Here is an 18,539-nt window from a genome sequence, read left to right on the forward strand (position 1 = left end):
CCCTGCCGGTTGACGGAAGTCGGCCCTGCGCCACTTCGACGCACGCCGCGGCCGCCGTGCGGCCCGCCGCGGCAGGCGCCGCGCGGCCTGCCGGGCCGGCCGCCGGCGCGGGCCCGGACAACCGCCGTTGCGCTAGCGCTGCATCGACTCCCAGACCTTGTGCAGACGCTTGACAGAGACAGGCATCGGCGTGCGCAGTTCCTGCGCGAACAGCGAAATTCGCAGTTCCTCCAGCAGCCAGCGGAATTCCGCGAGCCGCGGGTCGGCGACGCCGCCGCGCTGCGACACCGCGCGCTGGTACTGCTGGACGAGCGGCAGCAGCTCGCCGGACTGCTTCGCGTCGCGCGCCGGGTCGGCCTTCAGCTTGTCGATCCGCAGCGCGATGCCTTTCAGGTAGCGCGGGAAGTGTGCAAGCTGCACGTAAGGCGTGTCGATCACGAAGCGCTTGCCGACCAGCGCGGCGAGCTGCTGCTGCAGATCCGCGTGGGCCTGCGCGAACGGCTTGGCCTGCGCGAGCTTCTTCGCGAGCCCCGCGTATTCGGCGAGGATCTGCCCGACGAGCCGCGCGATCTCCTGCGCGAGCAGGTTCAGGCGGCTGCGGCCTTCGTCGCGACGCGCGTGGAAGCTCGCGTCGTCGTCGGGCAGCGGATCCTGCAGGCACGCGCGGTCGAGCGCCGTGTCGATCAGCTGGTCGCGCAGCTCGTCCTGCGTGCCGAGCGACATGTACTGCATCGCCATCTCGCGCAGCCCCGGCAGGTTCTTCTCGAGGAACTTGATCGGCTCCTTCAACTGCAGCGCGAACAGCCGCCGCAAGCCGGCCCGGTGGATCCGCGCGGCCTCCTCCGGCGAGTCGAACACCTCGACGTCGCAATGCGTGCCGCGATCGACGAGCGCCGGATAGCCGTACAGCGTCTGGCCGCGCCGGCGGATCTCCAGCAGCTCGGGGAGCTTGCCGAAGTTCCACGTCGTCAGGTTCTCGTACAGCGCGGTCGCGCCGGCTTCCGCCGGGGCGCCCGTGTGCGGTGCGACGCCCTTGCCCGGCTTGCCGCCCTTCGCCGTCGAAGCCGCGGAACCCGCCGTGGCCGCCGGCGCCGGCGTGGCGCCTGCGTCGTCCGCGCCGGCTTCGCCGCCGGGCGCGATCGTCGACGCCGCCGCGATCTTCTGGAACTGCTGCTGCGCCTGCGCGCCGAGTTCCTGGCGCAGTTGCGCGAGATTGCGCCCCATCGCGAGCTGGCGGCCGTGCTCGTCGATCACCTTGAAGTTCATGAACAGGTGCGCGGGCAGCGTCTCGAGCTTGAAGTCGGCCGTCTTCATCGCGACCTGCGTCTCACCGCGCACGTCGGCGATCAGCGCCTCGACAAGCCCGCCCGCGCCGAAGCGCTCGCGGCCCGTGCGCTCGACGAAGCCGGCCGCGTACTCGGGCAGCGGCACGCAATGCCGGCGCAGCTTCTGCGGCAGCGACTTCAGCAGCAGCTGCACCTTTTCCTTCAGCATCCCCGGCACGAGCCATTCGCAGCGGCGCGCGTCGACCTGGTTCAGCGCGTACAGCGGCACCGCGAGCGTCACGCCGTCGCGCGGCGTGCCGGGTTCGAAGTGGTAGGTCAGCGCCATCTCGACGCCGGCCATCGTCGCGCGCTTCGGAAACAGCTCGGTCGTGACGCCCGCCGCCTCGTGGCGCATCAGGTCGTCGCGCGACAGGTACAGCAGGCGCTGCTTGTCCTCCGCCTGGCCGCCCTTCTTCACTTCATCCCGATACCAGCGCTCGAACGCGACGCCCGTGTGAATTCCTTCCGGAATCGCCTGGTCGTAGTACGCGTAGATCAGCTCGTCGTCGACCAGCACGTCCTGCCGGCGCGACTTGTGCTCGAGCTGCTCGATGTCGGCGAGCAGCTTGCGGTTGTGCGCGAAAAACGGCAGCTTCGTGTCGAATTCGCCTTCGACCAGCGCGCCGCGGATGAACAGCTCGCGCGCCCGCACCGGGTCCTGCTTGCCGAACGCGACGCGCCGGCGGTGGTAGATCGGCAGCCCGTACAGCGTCGCGCGCTCGAACGCGCTGACCTGCGCGGGACGCTTTTCCCAATGCGGCTCCGACAGCGATTTCTTCAGCAGGTGGGCGCCGATCTTCTCGACCCACTCCGGCTCGATCTTCGCGAGGCAGCGCGCGTACAGCCGGCTCGTCTCGACGAGTTCGGCCGCCATCACCCAGCGGCCGGCCTTCTTCGCGAGCGCGGAGCCCGGCCACAGATAGAACTTGATCCCGCGCGCGCCGAGGTAGTGCGGATCGTCGTCGGCCTTCATGCCGAGGTTGCCGAGCAGGCCCGTCAACAGGGCCAGATGCACCTGCTCGTAGGTCGCCTCGACCTCGTTGAGGCGCCAGCCGTGTTCGCGCACGACCGTCAGCAGCTGCGAATGGACGTCGCGCCATTCGCGCAGCCGCAGGTGCGACAGGAAGTTCTGCCGGCACGCGTCGATCAGCTGGCGGTTCGACTTCTTGTGCGCGACGGCCTCTTCGAACCACGCCCAGATCTTCAGCCACTGCAGGAATTCGGAGCGCTCGTCGGCGAACCGGCGGTGCGCCTGGTCGGCCTGCTCCTGCGCTTCGATCGGCCGGTCGCGCGGGTCCTGCACGGACAGCGCGCTCGCGATGATCAGCACCTCGCGCAGCGACTGCTGGTCGCGCGCGGCGAGAATCATCCGGCCGACGCGCGGATCGAGCGGCAGCCGCGCGAGTTCGCGGCCCAGCGGCGTCAGTGCGTTGTCGTCGTCGACCGCGCCGAGTTCGTTGAGCAGCTGGTAGCCATCCGCGATCGCGCGGCCGGGCGGCGGCTCGAGGAACGGGAACGATTCGATCGCCGTCAGGTGCAGCGATTTCATCCGCAGGATCACCGACGCGAGCGACGAGCGCAGGATTTCCGGATCGGTGAAGCGCGCGCGCGCCTGGTAGTCGCTTTCCTCGTACAAGCGGATGCAGACGCCGTCGGCCACCCGGCCGCAGCGGCCCGCGCGCTGGTTCGCGGCGGCCTGCGAGATCGACTCGACCTGCAGCTGCTCGACCTTGTTCCGGTACGAATAGCGCTTCACGCGCGCGAGGCCGGTGTCCACGACGTAGCGGATGCCCGGCACCGTCAGCGAGGTTTCGGCCACGTTGGTCGCGAGCACGATGCGGCGCGCGTTCGACGCCTTGAACACCTTGTCCTGGTCGGCCGCCGACAGCCGCGCGAACAGCGGCAGGATCTCGGTGTGCGGCGGATGGTGCTTGCGCAGCGCCTCGGCCGCCTCGCGGATCTCGCGCTCGCCGGGCAGGAACACCAGCACGTCGCCGGGGCCTTCGCGGCACAGTTCGTCGACCGCGTCGACGATCGCGTCCATCAGGTCGCGCTCGGCCTCGCGCGCGGTCTTCACGCGGTCGCGGCCGCCCGTGCCTTCGGCGTTTTTCACCGCCGGGCGATCCTCGGCCACCGGGCGATAGCGCATCTCGACCGGATACAGCCGCCCGCTCACCTCGATCACGGGTGCCGGGCGCTCGTCGGTGCCGAAATGGCGCGCGAAGCGATCGGCGTCGATCGTCGCGGACGTGACGATCAGCTTCAGGTCGGGCCGCCGCGGCAGGATCTCCTTCAGGTAGCCGAGCAGGAAGTCGATGTTCAGGCTGCGCTCGTGCGCCTCGTCGATGATCAGCGTGTCGTACGCCTTCAGCAGCGGATCGGTCTGCGTCTCGGCGAGCAGGATGCCGTCCGTCATCAGCTTGACGGACGCGCCCGGCGCGAGATTGTCGGTGAAGCGCACCTTGTAGCCGACCACCTCGCCGAACGGCGTGCCGAGTTCCTCGGCGATCCGGCGGCCGGTCGACGATGCGGCCAGGCGCCGCGGCTGCGTATGGCCGATCAGGCCCGTGCCGCCGGCGCCGAGGCCGCGGCCGAGATCGAGACAGATCTTCGGCAACTGCGTGGTCTTGCCCGAACCCGTCTCGCCGCAGACGATGACAACCTGATGACCGGCGATCGCGCGCGCGATTTCGTCGCGCTTGCCCGACACCGGCAGGCTTTCGGGGTAAGTGATCGGCGGAACGGGATTCGGCGCGACGGTGGCGCGCGGCGGACGCTCGCGGCGCGGAGCGCGCTCGCCGGCGGCCTGCGGTGCGCCCTTCGCGGACGGCTGGCGCGCATCGCCACGCCGTTCGTCGCCGCGCGGCGCGTGGGCCGGCTTGCCCGCCGGCTTTTCCTGCTGCTGGCGCGGCGGCTGGCCCTGCTGCTGACGCGCGTCGGCCGCACCATCCGGGTGCTTCGCCGACGGCGCTTTGGCCCGCGTCGGCGCGGGACTTTTAGGTACATTCGACATGGGGGCGCATTATAATCCCGCCCATGAATTCCCAAACCGACCTCCCTCCCGCCCAGACCGGCGCCGCGACGCCGCCGGCCGCCGACGATTCGGCCGCCAGCCACGCGCAGTTCGTCGACTGGATGCGTTCCGTCGCGCCCTATATCCACAAGTTCCGCAACAGCACGTTCGTCGTGGGGTTCGGCGGCGAGGTGGTGCAGCAGGGCCTGCTGAACGCGCTCGTGTCCGACATCGCGCTCCTGCAGGCGATGGGCATCCAGATCGTGCTGGTGCACGGCTCGCGGCCGCAGGTCGAGGAGCAGCTGAGCCTGCATGGTGTCGAATCCGAGTTTTCGCACGGGCTGCGCATCACCGATGCGCGCGCGCTCGAATCCGCGAAGGAAGCGGCCGGCGAAGTGCGTCTCGACATCGAGGCCGCGATCAGCCAGGGTCTGCCGAACTCGCCGATGGCGCACGCGCACATCAGCGTCGTGTCCGGCAACTTCGTGACCGCCCGGCCGGTGGGGATTCTCGACGGGGTCGATTTCGCGCACACGGGCATCGTGCGCAAGATCGACGCCGAATCGATCCGTCATTCGCTCGCGAGCCGCAAGCTCGTGCTGCTGTCGCCGCTCGGCTTCTCGCCGACCGGCGAGGCGTTCAACCTGTCGATGGAAGACGTCGCATCGGCCGCCGCGATCGCGCTGCGCGCCGACAAGATCATCTTCCTGACCGAAGCGCCCGGCATCGTCGACGACGAAGGCGGGCTGATCCGCGAAATGTCGCTCGACGCGGCCGCCGAGCTGCTCGATTCGGGCAACATCCAGGGCGACGACGCGTTCTTCCTGAAGCACTCGATCCGCGCGTGCCGCGGCGGCGTGACCCGGGCCCACCTGATTCCGCAGTCGCTCGACGGCAGCATGCTGCTCGAACTGTTCCTGCACGACGGCGTCGGCACGATGATCTCGTACGAGAACCTCGAGAGCCTGCGCGAAGCGACGCCGGACGACGTCGGCGGCATCCTGTCGCTGATCGAGCCGCTCGAGTCGGACGGCACGCTGGTGCGGCGCGGCCGCCACCAGATCGAACGCGACATCGACCACTTCTCGGTGATCGAGCACGATGGCGTGCTGTTCGGCTGCGCGGCGCTGTATCCGTACCAGCAGGAAAAGATCGGCGAGATGGCGTGCCTGACGGTCGCGCCGGAAGCGCAGGGCTCGGGCGACGGCGAACGCCTGCTCAAGCGCATCGAGCAGCGCGCCCGCGCGCGCGGCCTCACGCACATCTTCGTGCTCACGACGCGCACCGAGCACTGGTTCCTCAAGCGCGGCTTCGTCAAGGTCAGCGTCGACGACCTGCCGGAAGACCGCCGCAAACTCTACAACTGGCAGCGCAAGTCGCTCGTGCTGATGAAGCAGCTCTGAGCGCAGGCACGACTGCCCTCCCCCAGACCGATTACAGGAGAAGTACACGATGGCTCGAATGATCCAATGCGCGAAGCTCGGCAAGGAAGCCGAAGGTCTCGATTTCCCGCCGCTGCCGGGCGAACTCGGCAAGCGCATCTACGAAAGCGTGTCGAAGGAAGCGTGGCAAGGCTGGCTCAAGCAGCAGACGATGCTGATCAACGAGAACCGCCTGAACATGGCCGACCCGCGCGCGCGCCAGTACCTGATGAAGCAGACCGAGAAGTATTTCTTCGGCGACGGCGCCGACCAGGCGTCCGGCTACGTGCCGCCGACGGAAGGCTGAGCACCCCGCATCGCGATGGCCGGCCGTGCCGGCCTCGTCGCGAAGTGAAGCAACCGCCAGGCAAACGGCACCGTGGATCGCACGGTGCCGTTTGCTTTTGGGACGCGTGATTTGGCGCGAGTCGAGGCCATGCGGCGCGCGATCCGTCCGGCGCGCGATGTCGCCGGAGCGGCGAATTACCGCCTCACCGCCTCACCGCATTTCCGCGTTACCGAATCGCCAGCGTGCCGAATCACGCCGGCCTCCCCGTCTCACCCCGCCGGTTTCAACGCGCCGCGCTCGCCTGGCTGCGTGGTCTCGCCGGCCGGACTTTCAGCGCTCGCACTTTCGGCGCCCCACTCGGCCGCATCGCTGCGCTCGGCCGTCGACAGTTCGTCCGCGCGGTAGCCGGTGCGATTCAGCAGCGCGAGCATGCACGCGAGCGACACGAGCGCGTACAGTCCCGACGCGATCGCGACGCCGACGATGCTGCCGGTCGCGTTCAGGATCGCCTGCGCGAGCACCGGCGTGCCGCCGCCGACGACGAGGGCGCTCAGCTGGTACGCGAGCGACAGGCCCGTATAGCGGATGTTGGCGGGAAACACGCGCGCGAGCACGCCGCCGACCGCACCGTAGAACATCGCCGACGGAATCGTCGAGATGCACATGCCCGCGACGGCGACCCAGTACGAGCGCGTCGCGAGCGCATGGAACATCACCGGCATCAGCACGATCTCCGGAATCAGGATCCAGCACATCGCGCGCCGCATGTCGACCTTCGACACGAACCACGCGCCGACCGGCTGCATCAGGAACTGCACGACGAGCGAGATCGACAGGATGCCGAGGAACGTGCCCTGCGCATAACCGAGCTCCTTGGTCGCCCACGACAGCGCGAACGTGCTGCGAAAGTACGTGACGTTGATCACCGGCAGCGTGCCGGCCGCGAGCAGCACGACGGGCCAGTGGTCGCGCACGACGTCGCGCAGCGGCAGCTTCACCGTGCGCTTGCGCGCGAGCACGCGCTGCATGTCGATCGATTCCTCGAGCCGCAGCCGGATCACCATCCCGATGATCACGAGCACCGCCGACAGCAAAAACGGAATGCGCCAGCCCCACATCAGGAACGACGGCGTCGGCAGCGCGCTCAGCGCGAAGAAGGCAGCGGTGGCGAGCAGGTTGCCGGTGGGCGAACCCTGCTGCGCGAACGCCGCATACAGGATGCTGCGATGCTTCGGCGCGTTCTCGCTCGCGATCAGCACCGCGCCGCCCCACTCGCCGCCGACCGCGATGCCCTGCAGCACGCGCAGCACGACGAGGCCCGCGGGCGCCCACACGCCGATCGACGCATAGCCGGGCAACAGGCCGATGCCGGTCGTGGCAAGCCCCATCATCACCAGCGTGATCACGAGCGCGGTCTTGCGGCCGACGCGATCGCCGAGATGCCCGAACACGATGCCGCCGAGCGGCCGCGCGGCGAAGCCGGCCCAGAACGTGACGAACGCAAGCAGCGTCGCGACGCCGGGATTCATCGTGCTCGAAAAGAACACCTTGCCGAATACGAGCGCGGCGGCGGTGCCGTAGATGTAGAAGTCGTACCACTCGATCGTGGTGCCGACGAACGCCGCGAGGGCGGCACGGCCGGGCCGCGGCTGCGCGGCGGACGGGGATTGCGGACGGCTCATCGATGTCTCCATGTTTGTGATCGGCGGCGCGACTGTCGCGCGCGTTGCCGGATGGCCGGCCTTGCGCCGCCGGCTGGCGGAGTTGCGTTACGAGCGATTGCTCGACGCGGGGCAGCTTTACGCTGCCCAACGTCGCTTTACGTCGCGATCTGTCGGTCCAGGTCACTCACCTGCAGGGCCACTCGTCCGGTCACGCCGGGTCCGGCGCGACCTTCAGCACGCCCGCGTCGAGCAGTTGCCGCTGAAGCGCGGGATCGACGCCGAGGCGGTCGAGCACCGCGCGCGTGTCACGGCCGAGCGCGGGCGGCGGCGAACGATAGGTCGCCGGCGTGCGCGACAGCTTCACCGGCGATGCGGTGCCGCGATACGCGCCGATCTCGACGAACAAGTCGCGGTGCAGCGCATGCGGATCGCGCGCGACGTCGGCGACCGTGCGCACCGGCCCGCACGGCACGCCCGCCGCCATCAGGTCGCGCGCGAGCGGCTCGCACGGATGCGCGGTGAGCCGTGTCTCGAGTTCGGCCTTCAGTTCGGGCCGGTGCGCGCAGCGGCTGCGGTTGTCGACGAAGCGCGGATCGCCGGCCAGCGCCGGCGCGCCGAGATGCGCGACGAGCCGCGCGAACTGCCGGTCGTTGCCGACCGCGAGGAAGATCGGCACGGTGGCCGTGCGATAGCTGTCGTACGGCGCGATGTTCGGGTGCGCGTTGCCGCTGCGCTCGGGCACGCGCCCCGAGCCGAAGAAGTTCGGCAGGTGCGGATGCAGCAGCGACACGCCGCAGTCGTACAGCGCGATGTCGATCGACTGGCCCTGCCCGCTCTGCTCGCGCTCCGCGAGCGCGAGCAGGATGCCGGCAAGCGCGTTGAGTCCGGTGACCATGTCGACGATCGGCAGCCCGATGCGCGTCGCGTCGCCGTCGCGCTCGCCGTTCACGCTCATCAGCCCGGCCATCGCCTGGATCACCGCGTCGTAGCCGGGCAGCCCGCCGAGCGGGCCGTCGTCGCCGAAGCCCGTCACCGCGCAGTGGATCAGGCGCGGGAAACGCGGCTGCAGGTCGCGCGCGTAGTCCATGCCCCAGCGCGCGAGCGTGCCGGGCTTGAAGTTCTCGACGAGCACGTCGGCGCTCTCGAGCAGGCGCCACAGGATCGCGCGCCCTTCGTCGCGGGACAGGTCGAGCGCGACGCCCTCCTTGTTGCGGTTCACGCCCATGAAGTACCACGCGGTGTCGCCGAGGAACGGCGGCCCCCAGCCGCGCGTCTCGTCGCCGCCCGGCGGCTCGATCTTGATCACCGTCGCGCCGTGGTCGGCGAGCGCCTGCGTGCAGTACGGGCCGCCGAGCACGCGGCTCAGGTCGACGACCTTCAGGCCGTCAAGTGCGCCGCGTGTCGCTTTCGTCGCTTCCGTCGCTTCCGTCGCTTTCGTCGTGCTCATCGTTCGACCTCCGGCAGCAGGTCGAGCGCCATGTCGAGCGGTACCGGCGTGCCGCGCAGCAACGCATCGAACGCCGCTGCCTCGTCGTCGCGCGACGCCGGCGCGAGCGGATCGACCGGCAACAGCTTGTGACGCACGATCAGGTGCGCGAGCGCGAGGCGCCGGTAATCGGGCGCGAGCTGCGCGCCCTCGCATGCCATCAGCACGGCCGCGCTCGCGTAGTACAGCGCCGACGCGGCCTGCCGCACGCGCGCGTCGTCGCCTTCCGCCGCGACCCGGGCGAGCGCATCGCACGCGCGCGCGAGAATGCGCCGCAGCGCCGCGCGGCTCGCGTCGGGCAGCGGCGCCGCGCCGAGCCGGTCGGCGAGGAACGTGCGCAGCGCATCGAGCGCCTGCTCGCGCTGCGCGGCGCGCGCGACGTCGAGCGCGACGATGTTGCTGGTGCCTTCCCAGATCGAGCCGAGATGCGCATCGCGCACGAGGCGCGCATCGCTCCATTCCTCGATGTAGCCGGTGCCGCCGCGCACCTCCATCGCGTCGCCCGTCACACGGCGTGCGTCGCGGCACGCGCGGAACTTGATCAGCGGCGTCAGGATGCGCACGCAGCGCGCGGCCTGCTCGTCGCCCGCATCCGCCTGCGGCAGCAGCAGCGCGATCTGCATGAACATCGCGCGCGCGGCCTCGGCGGGCAGCAGCATCTTCATCAGCTGGCGCTGTATCAGCGGCATCTCGATCAGCTTGCGGCCGAATGCGGCGCGGTGGGCGGCCACGTGCAGCGACTCGTTCAGTGCGCGCCGCATCAGGCCCGCCGCGCGCACGCCGTTCGACAGCCGCGACATGTTGATCATGTCCGCCATCTGGTGAAAGCCGCGGCCGATCTCGCCGATCAGGTATGCCTGCGCGCCTTCGAGCGCGATCTCGCCGCTCGCCATCGAACGGCTGCCGAGCTTGTCCTTCAGCCGCACGATCCGGTAGCGGTTGCGCGTGCCGTCCGGCAGCGTCTTCGGCAGCAGGAACAACGCGAGCCCCTTGATGCCGTCCGGCGCGCCGTCGGGCCGCGCGAGCACCATCGCCAGGTCGGCGTCAGCGTTCGAGCAGAACCACTTGTCGCCGAAGAGGCGCCACACCGCCTCGCCCTGCGCGTCGGCTTCGCGCACCGCGCGCGTCGCGATGCGGCCAACGTCGGAGCCGGCCGCCTGTTCGGTCATGAACATCGCGCCCTGGAACAGCGTGTCGAAATCGCGCGATGCGAGCATCGGTAGATAGCGCTCGACGAGTGCCGGGTCGCCGAAGCGGCGCAGCGTGCGCGTCAGCGAATCGGTCATGCTGACCGGGCAGCACAGCCCGAATTCGGCCTGCACGAACAGGAACGTCAGCGCGTACTTGACGAGCGGCGCGACCGCCTCGGGCCGGTGGCTCAGCGACGCAAGCCCGAGTTCCGAATATGCGACGCGTTCGAGCGCGACGTACGCGGGATCCTTGTCGATCCGCTGCACGGCTTCGCCGCGCCGGTTGCGGTGTTCGAGCACGGGCGGATGCTTGTCCGCGCGCGACGCCCATGCGTCGAGCTCGCCCGACACGCGCGCGCCGAGCGCGTGCAGCTGCGGTTCGAGTTCCGCGTAGCGCGCGTCACCGAGATGCAGTTTCAGCAACGCGCCGAGATCGGGATCGGCCGTGAAGAAATTGATGCCCCGGCTATCGGGGATGTTGTTGGCCGCGCCGGTGTCCGGCGTGCGAGCGATGTCGTTCATGCATGCGTCTCCAGGATGGCGCCCGGCTATCGGCCGGCGCCGCGCGGCGGCAGCGCGGCCGGCTGATGCCAGGCGTTCAGCAGAGCGTAGGCGCGCGATCGATAAGCGTCCAATACAGGATTTATCCGGTACGATAGACGACGCTTATCGATGCCGATGCGGGAAGGAGACAGCATGGAACTGAGGCAGTTGCGCTACTTCGTGGCGGTCGCCGAGGAACTGCATTTCGGGCGCGCGGCGAAGCGCCTGTTCATCTCGCAGCCGGCGTTGAGCTTCGACATCCGCAAGTTCGAGGACGCGCTCGGCGTGCAGCTCTTTTCGCGCACCAACAAGACGGTCGCGCTGACCAACGCGGGCGCGGTGCTGCTCGGCGAAGCGCGCCGGCTGCTGCTGCAGGCGGCCGAGGCCGAACGGCTCACGGTGCGCTCTGCGTCCGGCCTCGCGGGCCGGCTGCGGATCGGCTTCGTCCATTCGATGCTGTATCGCGGGCTGCCCGATGCGGTGCGGCGCTTCGAAGCCGATTACCCGGGCGTCGAGATCGTGCTGAGCGAGATGAACACGCAGGCGCAGGTGCAGGCGATCCAGCGTGGCCAGATCGATCTCGGCTACGCGCACTGGGGCCACTGCCCGCCCGAGGTCGAATCGGCGCCCGTCTACGCGGAACCGTTCGTCTGCTGCCTGCCGGCCGCGCATCCGCTCGCGCGGCGCCGTCAGGTCGCGCTCGCCACGCTGGCCGAGGAACCGTTCATCCTGTTTCCGCGCGACGCGGCGCCGCACTATCACGACCTGATCATCGCGCAATGCGTGAACGCGGGATTCAGCCCGCTGATCCGTCACGAGGCGCGGCTGTGGCAGACGATCCTGTCGATGATCGAGTTCGGCATGGGCATCGCGCTGGTGCCGCGCGTGCTGCAGCAGGTGAAGAGCGACCGCCTCGCGTTCCGGCCGCTGAAGGATGCGTCGCTCGAATCGCGCACGCTCGAACTGAAGCGCAGCGGCACTGCCGAACCGGTCGCACTGCGCTTCGCCGACTACGTGCGCGCATCGATCGACGCGCTGCCCGCGCTCGCGGGCTGAGCCCGCGCGCCGACATTTCGCGCCGGCACTTCCCCGTTACTTCGCTTCCGGCTGCAGCGCCGGCTGCGCGCGCCGGTACCACACCGCGTACACGACGGACAGCGCGACCAGGAACGGAATGCCGAAGATCAGCGTCATGTGGAATTCGGCCGTGAAGTAGGTCGTCACCATCACCGCGAGCATCAGCGCCGCGCCGAGCAGCGTCAGCAGCGGAAAGCCGCGCATCCGGAACGCGGGCGCCGGCAAACCGAGCGCCGCGCGACGCCGCCGGAAGCAGTAATGCGTGACGAAGATCATCATCCACGTGAACAGCGCGCCGAACATCGACACCGCCATCATGATCGTGAACGACGCGTCCGGGTACAGCACGCTCAGGACCGTCGCGAGCGCGATGCCGAGCGTCGACAGCAGCAGCGCGCCGAACGGCACGCCGCGCGCGTCGACCTGGCCGAGCGCCTTCGGCGCATAACCCGCGCGCGACAGGCTGAACATCATCCGCGTCGTGATGTAGAGCTGGCTGTTCATCGCGGACAGCGCGGCGATCAGCACGACGAAGTTGATCAGCCCGGCCGCGCCCGGCAGGTGGATCGCCTCCATCACCTTCACGAACGGGCTCTCGTCGCGCCCCGCCGCCGTCCACGGCACGATCGCGAGCATCAGCGCGAGCGTGACGAGGTAGAACAGCACGAGCCGCACGATCGTCGAGCGGAACGCGCGCGTCACCGCGCGCTCGGGATCCTCCGCCTCGCCCGCCGCGACCGCGATCATCTCGATGCTCAGGTAGCTGAAGATCGACACGATCACCGCGACCCACATCCCCCACATGCCCTTCGGGAAAAAGCCGCCGTGCCCGGTGTAATGGTGGAAGCCCGCGCGGGCCGCACCGTCGCCGACCAGTGCCGGATTGCCGAACACGACGTACGCGCCGAGCACGATGAAGCCGACGATCGCCGCGATCTTCACGACCGAGAAGCCGTATTCGACCGCGCCGAACACGTCGACGCTGCGCGCGTTGACGAACACGAGCAGCGCCGAGAAGCCGACGATCCACAGCCAGCCCGGCACGCCCGGGAGCCAGTACTTCATGTACAGCGCGATCGCGGTGACTTCGGTGCCGACCGCGAGCACGATGCACGCCCAGTACGCATAGCGCACGAGGAACCCGGCCCACGGGCTCACGTAATGTTCGGCGTATGCGCCGAACGACCCGGAGGTCGGATGCGCGACCGTCATCTCCGCGAGACAGCCCATCAGCAACAGCGAGATGAACGCGCCGATCGCGTAGCTGACGAGCACGCTCGGGCCCGCGAAGCCGATCGCGAACCCGCTGCCGAGAAAGAGACCGGTGCCGATCGCACCGCCGATCGCGATCATCGCCATCTGCCGTGCGGAAAGCGTGCGGCGCAGACCCTGCTCGCGCGCCGCGATGTGCTGGAATTGCCCTTCTGGTTGCATCGAATGACCTCGTTCGAAAGCGTGTGTCCGGCCGAAACGTCGACGGCGCACGGACCGGTGCCGGACCGCACCGGCCACCGCGCGCCGCATGCTCAGAACAGGTGGCGCAAGCCGGCCGCGATGCCCGTCTGGTTGCCGCGTCCGGGCATTTCGGTGAACGCGCCGCCGGTCACCCGGTTGTAGTCGACCGTCGCGTAGACCTGCGTCGCCTTCGACAGCGCGTACTCGGCCTCGAGCACGCCCGTGTAGCGCTTTCCGCCGTTACCGGCGATGCCGTTGACGTTGCGGATGTCGTCGTAGTACGCGACGCCCGTCACCGAAACCGCCGGCGTGACCTTCACGCTCGCGCCGGTATAGAAGATCGCGTCGCGGCGCGGATTGTCGGCGAACGCACCGTAGGTCACGTCGCGGCCCGGCGCGTTCAGCAATTGCCGGTCGAGCATGCCCGTGCGGTCGATGCCGCCGAGATAGCCCGCGTACAGCGTCGCCGCGCCGAACGCATAGCGTGCGCCCGCGCCCCACGCCTGCTGCGCGCGGCTCGTCAGGTCGCGCACCTGCTGGTAGGTCGCGCCGACCATCAGCCCGCCGAGCGTGTACGACACGTGCGTGCCCCAGTACGAATTCGCGCCGAGGCTGCCCGCGACGCCGCCGAAGCCGTAGCTCGCGCCGACGTTCAGCCCGCCGAACGTGCCGTCGTAGCTGACCACGTTGCTCGCGCGGCCCTGCGTGAGGAAGTACGGCCACATGTTGGCCGTGTAGTTGCCGACCGTCAGCGGATCGAGATCGCCGAACAGGTTGAATGCCTCGGTCGCCTGCCGGCCGAGCTTCACGGTGCCCCAGTCGCTCGCCAGGCCGACATACGCGTAGCGGCCGAACAGCGCGCCGTCGAGCTGCCCGTTCTGCGGCTCGAAGCCGCTCTCGAGCCGGAAGATCGCCGTCAGGCCGCCGCCGAGCGCTTCGCTGCCCTTCAGGCCCCAGCGGCTGTTGGTGATCGCACCGTTGGTCATCTGCACGCTCGCGTCGTTCGACGCGTTCGCATGCGTCGTGTAGCGAATGCTCTGGTCGACGATGCCGTACAGCGTCACGCTGCTCTGCGCCATCGCGCCGCTCGCGGCGAGCAGGCCGGCAATCGTCGGTAGTGCGAACCTATTGATACTCTTCATCTTCGTCTCCATCCTTGTCTGAATTATCGATGTGTACTGGTTGGGGTATGTCGGTAATCGTGGGTACTGCAATCCGCGCCGAGTTGCGTGCTTTCTAGCCGCGTGCCGCCGGCAACGCCACGTATGCGACGAGTTCGACGCACATGTCCGGGTGCGCGAAGCCCTGCACGCCCACGCACGTGCGGTTCGGGTACGGTTCGCGAAAGTGGCGCCGGTATTCGGCGTCGAATTCGGGCATCGCCTTCACGTCGGACAGGTAGACGAGCACCTGCGCGACGTCGTCCATCGTCGCGCCGGCCGCCGCGACGGCCTTCGCGAGATTGCCGAGCGTGAGGCGCGCCTGCCCCGTCATCGTGTCGCCTGCGATCGCGCCGGACGCATCGACCGGGCCGTGGCCGGTAAACATCAGCCCGCCCGCGCGGGTCGCCCACGAGAACGGCTGCGCGAGTTGCGGCAAGTCGACCGGGATCGTGTCTGCCATCGTGTCCTCCTTCGGTTCGGGATCGGCCGCTCAGGCAGCCTGGCGCGACGTGCCGCCGAGCACGTCGGCGATCGCGTACGCGACGTGCTCGACGTTCGCGTCGTTCAGGCCCGCGATGCACATGCGGCCCGAACGCAGCAGGTAGACGCCGTGCGACGCGCGCAGCCGGTCCACGTCGGCCGCGGCGATGCCCGTATAGCTGAACATGCCGCGCTGCGTGACGAGCGCGTCGAACGCGGGCCCGGCCAAGCGCGCGTCGAGCCGCGCCTTCAGCGCGCCGCGCATGCGCTTGATGCGCGTGCGCACCTGGGCCACCTCGTCTTCCCAGCACGCGCGCAGGACGTCGTCGTTCAGCACCGCCGACACGAGCTGCGCGCCGAACAGCGGCGGGCTCGAGTAGGTGCGGCGCACGCCGGCCTGCAACTGGCTCAGCACCGTCGCCGCTTCGCCCGCGCTCGCGCAGACGATCGACAGGCCGCCGACGCGCTCGCCATACAGCGAGAAATTCTTCGAGAACGAGTTGCTGACGATCGCCGGCAGCCCGGCTTCGACGATCGCGCGCACGGCCCATGCGTCGTCATCGAGACCATCGCCGAAGCCCTGGTACGCCATGTCGAGGAACGGAATCAGCCCGCGGCGCGCGAGCACGTCGATCACCGCGCGCCATGCGTCGCGGTCGAGGTCGAGGCCCGTCGGGTTGTGGCAGCACGGCTGCAGCAGCACGATGCTGCGCGCGGGCAGCGCGTCGAGCGCCGCGAGCATCGCGTCGACGCGCAGGTCGTTGCGCGCTGCGTCGTAGTACGGATACGTGTGCACGTCGAGGCCGGCCGCCGCGAAGATCACGCGATGGTTGTCCCACGTCGGATCGCTGATCCAGATCGCGCTGTCGGGGAAATAGCGCTTCACGAATTCGGCGCCGAGCCGCAGCGCGCCCGAGCCGCCGAGCGTCTGCAGCGTCGCGATGCGTCCTTGCGCGAGCGCCGCGCAACCGGCGCCGAACACGAGGCGCTGCACGCCCTGCCGATACGCGGCGAGCCCTTCCATCGGCAGATACGTATGCGGCGCGCCGGCTTCGCGCAGGCGCTCGGCCGCGAGGCGCGTGCTCTCCAGCACGGGGATGCGGCCCGCGTCGTCGTAATAGAGGCCGATGCTGAGGTTGACCTTGTGCGGATGGGCATCCTGCTGGAACGCCTGGAACAGCGACAGGATCGGATCGCCCGGATAGGCGGGAATGTGTTCGTACATGGCGGAATGACGGTCGGGGTTGAAGGCGGCGATACGGCCGGCGGCGTGACGGCACGTCAGGCCGTGCGGTCGAGGCATGGGGCGCATGTTATCGAGGACGAAATAGAATGAGCTTCACTTTTCGATGACGAATCCCGCCGATTGCAGTAGAGTCTGCGCCTACCATCTAAAAAATGACGGGATTCTGCGAAATGAATCTGGATCGAACCGACATGCGGATCCTCCGGCACCTCGAGCGGGACGGACGCATCAGCAATCAGGACCTCGCGAACGCGGTCGCGCTGTCGCCGTCGGCGTGCCTGCGGCGCGTGAAGCTGCTCGAGGAACGCGGCGCCATTTCCGGCTACCGCTGCACGATCGAGCCGAAGAAGGTCGGCGTCGCATTCGAGGCGCTCGTGCACGTGTCGATGCGGCCGGACGTGCCCGAATGGCACGACCGCTTCGTGGAGGCGATCCAGCAGTGGCCGGAAGTCATCGCCGCGCAGATCGTGACGGGCGGCTCGAACTACGTGCTGACGGTGCGGGCGCGCGACCTCGACCACTACTCGGACTTCGTGATCAACCGGCTGCATCGCGCGACGGGCGTGATGTCGATCAATTCGAGCATCGTGCTCGCGACGCTCAAGCGCGACGGCTCGATCCTCGATCTCGTCGAGCCGTCGACGGCCGGCTGACGCACCTTTTGCACCGGCCTGAAAAATATTTGAAGAAAGTGCTTTACGAACCCGAAAAGCTCTGACATAATTTCAGCTTCTTTGGGCGGTTAGCTCAGCGGTAGAGCACTGCCTTCACACGGCAGGGGTCACTGGTTCGATCCCAGTACCGCCCACCAAAGAATTCAAGGGCCTGCGTCTCACGACGCAGGCCCTTTTCGTTTTGTGCGTCGCACTCGTAATGCACACGTCCAAGAGATAATCGCGTGATTCCGACGCGCGCCATCGGCCAGTACGTAATAATCGGTAACGAATTGGTAACGGTGTACGAATAGCGGCTGACTAGAATCGACCACCATGACGGCCGGCCGAGCGGCACCGGCTTCCCACCATCAAGAAGACGAACGGAATCCGGCACGCGCATTGCGGCTGGTTCACGCCGTCGCGACACATCATGACATTGCCGAATTCACATACCCTGTGGTTGACCGGCCTGAGTGGTGCCGGTAAATCCACGCTCTCGCGCGAGATAGCCGCGTACCTGCGCACGCACGACATTCCGGTCTGCATTCTCGACGGCGACGAACTGCGCTCGGGCGTCTCGCACGATCTCGGATTCCGGCGCGACGAGCGGGCCGAAAACTGCCGACGTACCGCCGAAATCGCGAAGCTGATGAACAATCAGGGCATCATGGTGATCGTCGCGCTGATTTCCCCGTATGCAGCCGACCGGCAACTGGCGCGGGAAACCATCGGTGACGAGCGCTTCGTCGAAATCTATCTGAAGACCGATATCGAGACCTGCTCCGCGCGCGATCCGAAACGCCTGTACGCGAAGGCCATGACCGGCCAGACGCGCCAGTTCACCGGCATCTCCGATCCCTATGAGGCACCCGTCGCGCCCGATCTCGTTGTCGAGACCGGAACGATGTCCGTCTCCGCGTGTGTCGCGCGCATCATCGAGTTCGATCAACAGCGCTTCGACTACGCCTGACCGAAGCGCTGCGTTCGCTCACCTCACCCGCCCGACCCGTTCCGCGGTCGCATCGAACGCGCGCTTCGCCTTGTCGACGATCTCGTCGACCTCCCCCTCGCGAATCACGAGCGGCGGCGACAGCAGCATCCGGTCGCCGGTCGCGCGCATGATCAGGTTGCCGTTGAAGCAGAAGTCGCGGCAGATCGTGCCGATATCGGCGCCGGCGTCGAACCGCTCGCGCCGCGCGCGATCGCGCGCGAGCTGTACGCCCGCGACCAGCCCCGCCCCCGCGATCTCGCCGACGATCGGATGATCGCCGAGCGCTTCGCGCAGCCGACGCTGGAAGTACGGCCCGATGTCGTGCTTCACGCGCTCGACGATCCCGTCGTCGCGCAGCAGCTTCAGGTTCGCGACCGCCACCGCCGCCGCGACCGGGTGCCCCGAGTACGTGAGGCCGTGATTGAATTCGCCGTTGTCGATGATCGGGCGCGCGACGCGTTCGTGGATGCCCACCGCGCCCATCGGCACGTAACCCGAGGTCAGGCCCTTGGCCATCGTGATCAGGTCCGGCTCGAAGCC

Annotated in this window: 14 protein-coding genes and 1 tRNA gene; 6 read left to right on the forward strand and 9 right to left on the reverse strand. The window is 68.6% G+C overall.

What is annotated here, in order from left to right; all coding sequences use genetic code 11:
• Positions 1-132 precede the first annotated feature (132 nt).
• Positions 133-4,338: an ATP-dependent RNA helicase HrpA gene (hrpA, locus tag DID99_RS18825; protein WP_124667276.1), complete on the reverse strand. Its 4,206-nt coding sequence runs from the start codon at positions 4,336-4,338 to the stop codon at positions 133-135.
• A gap of 23 nt (positions 4,339-4,361) precedes the next feature.
• On the opposite strand from hrpA, the gene argA reads away from it, so the two are divergent.
• Positions 4,362-5,741 carry an amino-acid N-acetyltransferase gene (gene argA / locus DID99_RS18830; RefSeq protein WP_044847668.1) on the forward strand — a complete coding sequence of 460 codons (1,380 nt, stop codon included), beginning with the start codon at positions 4,362-4,364 and terminating at the stop codon, positions 5,739-5,741.
• 49 nt (positions 5,742-5,790) lie between these two features.
• Positions 5,791-6,066, forward strand: a complete 276-nt coding sequence (locus tag DID99_RS18835; RefSeq protein ID WP_006478357.1) for an oxidative damage protection protein — start codon at positions 5,791-5,793, stop codon at positions 6,064-6,066.
• A 251-nt stretch (positions 6,067-6,317) separates the two neighbouring features.
• Here the strand turns inward: DID99_RS18835 and DID99_RS18840 are convergent, their stop codons facing one another.
• The 3 genes from DID99_RS18840 to DID99_RS18850 all read right to left on the reverse strand — a co-directional run bounded on the left by DID99_RS18840 (position 6,318) and on the right by DID99_RS18850 (position 10,910).
• A complete protein-coding gene (locus DID99_RS18840) occupies positions 6,318-7,730 on the reverse strand; it encodes an MFS transporter (protein ID WP_044847675.1) in 1,413 nt (470 codons plus the stop codon).
• Between the two features lie 190 nt (positions 7,731-7,920).
• Positions 7,921-9,159, reverse strand: a complete 1,239-nt coding sequence (locus DID99_RS18845; RefSeq protein WP_124667277.1) for a CaiB/BaiF CoA-transferase family protein — start codon at positions 9,157-9,159, stop codon at positions 7,921-7,923.
• On the reverse strand, positions 9,156-10,910 hold the full coding sequence (locus DID99_RS18850; protein ID WP_124667278.1) for an acyl-CoA dehydrogenase family protein: 1,755 nt from the start codon (positions 10,908-10,910) through the stop codon (positions 9,156-9,158). Before DID99_RS18850 ends, DID99_RS18845 begins: the two co-directional genes overlap by 4 nt.
• 174 nt (positions 10,911-11,084) lie before the next feature.
• Between DID99_RS18850 and DID99_RS18855 the strand changes: the two genes are divergently transcribed.
• Positions 11,085-11,987: a LysR family transcriptional regulator gene (locus tag DID99_RS18855; protein WP_124522172.1), complete on the forward strand. Its 903-nt coding sequence runs from the start codon at positions 11,085-11,087 to the stop codon at positions 11,985-11,987.
• A 36-nt stretch (positions 11,988-12,023) separates the two neighbouring features.
• On the opposite strand, the gene DID99_RS18860 is transcribed toward DID99_RS18855, so the two are convergent.
• The 4 genes from DID99_RS18860 to DID99_RS18875 form a co-directional block, all read right to left on the reverse strand.
• The gene (locus DID99_RS18860) at positions 12,024-13,442 is read right to left on the reverse strand and encodes an amino acid permease (RefSeq protein WP_124667279.1); all 1,419 of its coding nucleotides are present in this window, start codon (positions 13,440-13,442) and stop codon (positions 12,024-12,026) included.
• A 92-nt stretch (positions 13,443-13,534) separates the two neighbouring features.
• Positions 13,535-14,605, reverse strand: coding sequence for a porin (locus DID99_RS18865; protein ID WP_409362703.1), 1,071 nt, complete (start codon positions 14,603-14,605; stop codon positions 13,535-13,537).
• 94 nt (positions 14,606-14,699) lie between these two features.
• Complete coding sequence (locus DID99_RS18870; protein WP_124667281.1) at positions 14,700-15,086, reverse strand: RidA family protein; 387 nt, start codon at positions 15,084-15,086, stop codon at positions 14,700-14,702.
• Positions 15,087-15,116: 30 nt separating this feature from the next.
• Positions 15,117-16,331 (reverse strand): amino acid aminotransferase, encoded by a 1,215-nt coding sequence (locus DID99_RS18875; protein ID WP_044847661.1) that lies wholly within the window; start codon positions 16,329-16,331, stop codon positions 15,117-15,119.
• A 191-nt stretch (positions 16,332-16,522) separates the two neighbouring features.
• Here DID99_RS18875 and DID99_RS18880 point away from each other — a divergent pair, with 191 nt between their 5' ends.
• The 3 genes from DID99_RS18880 (at position 16,523) to cysC (ending at position 17,978) form a co-directional block, all read left to right on the forward strand.
• Complete coding sequence (locus DID99_RS18880; RefSeq protein WP_124488334.1) at positions 16,523-17,005, forward strand: Lrp/AsnC family transcriptional regulator; 483 nt, start codon at positions 16,523-16,525, stop codon at positions 17,003-17,005.
• Between the two features lie 83 nt (positions 17,006-17,088).
• A tRNA-Val gene (locus DID99_RS18885) sits at positions 17,089-17,163 on the forward strand.
• 275 nt (positions 17,164-17,438) lie between these two features.
• Positions 17,439-17,978, forward strand: a complete 540-nt coding sequence (gene cysC, locus DID99_RS18890) for an adenylyl-sulfate kinase (RefSeq protein ID WP_124667282.1) — start codon at positions 17,439-17,441, stop codon at positions 17,976-17,978.
• A gap of 18 nt (positions 17,979-17,996) precedes the next feature.
• Here the strand turns inward: cysC and DID99_RS18895 are convergent.
• Positions 17,997-18,539, reverse strand: a 543-nt coding sequence (locus tag DID99_RS18895) for an aminotransferase class III-fold pyridoxal phosphate-dependent enzyme (protein ID WP_124667283.1), incomplete at its 5' end; no start/stop codon positions are given.

The sequence above is a fragment of the Burkholderia sp. Bp8986 genome, from assembly GCF_003854225.1.
GTDB lineage: Bacteria > Pseudomonadota > Gammaproteobacteria > Burkholderiales > Burkholderiaceae > Burkholderia.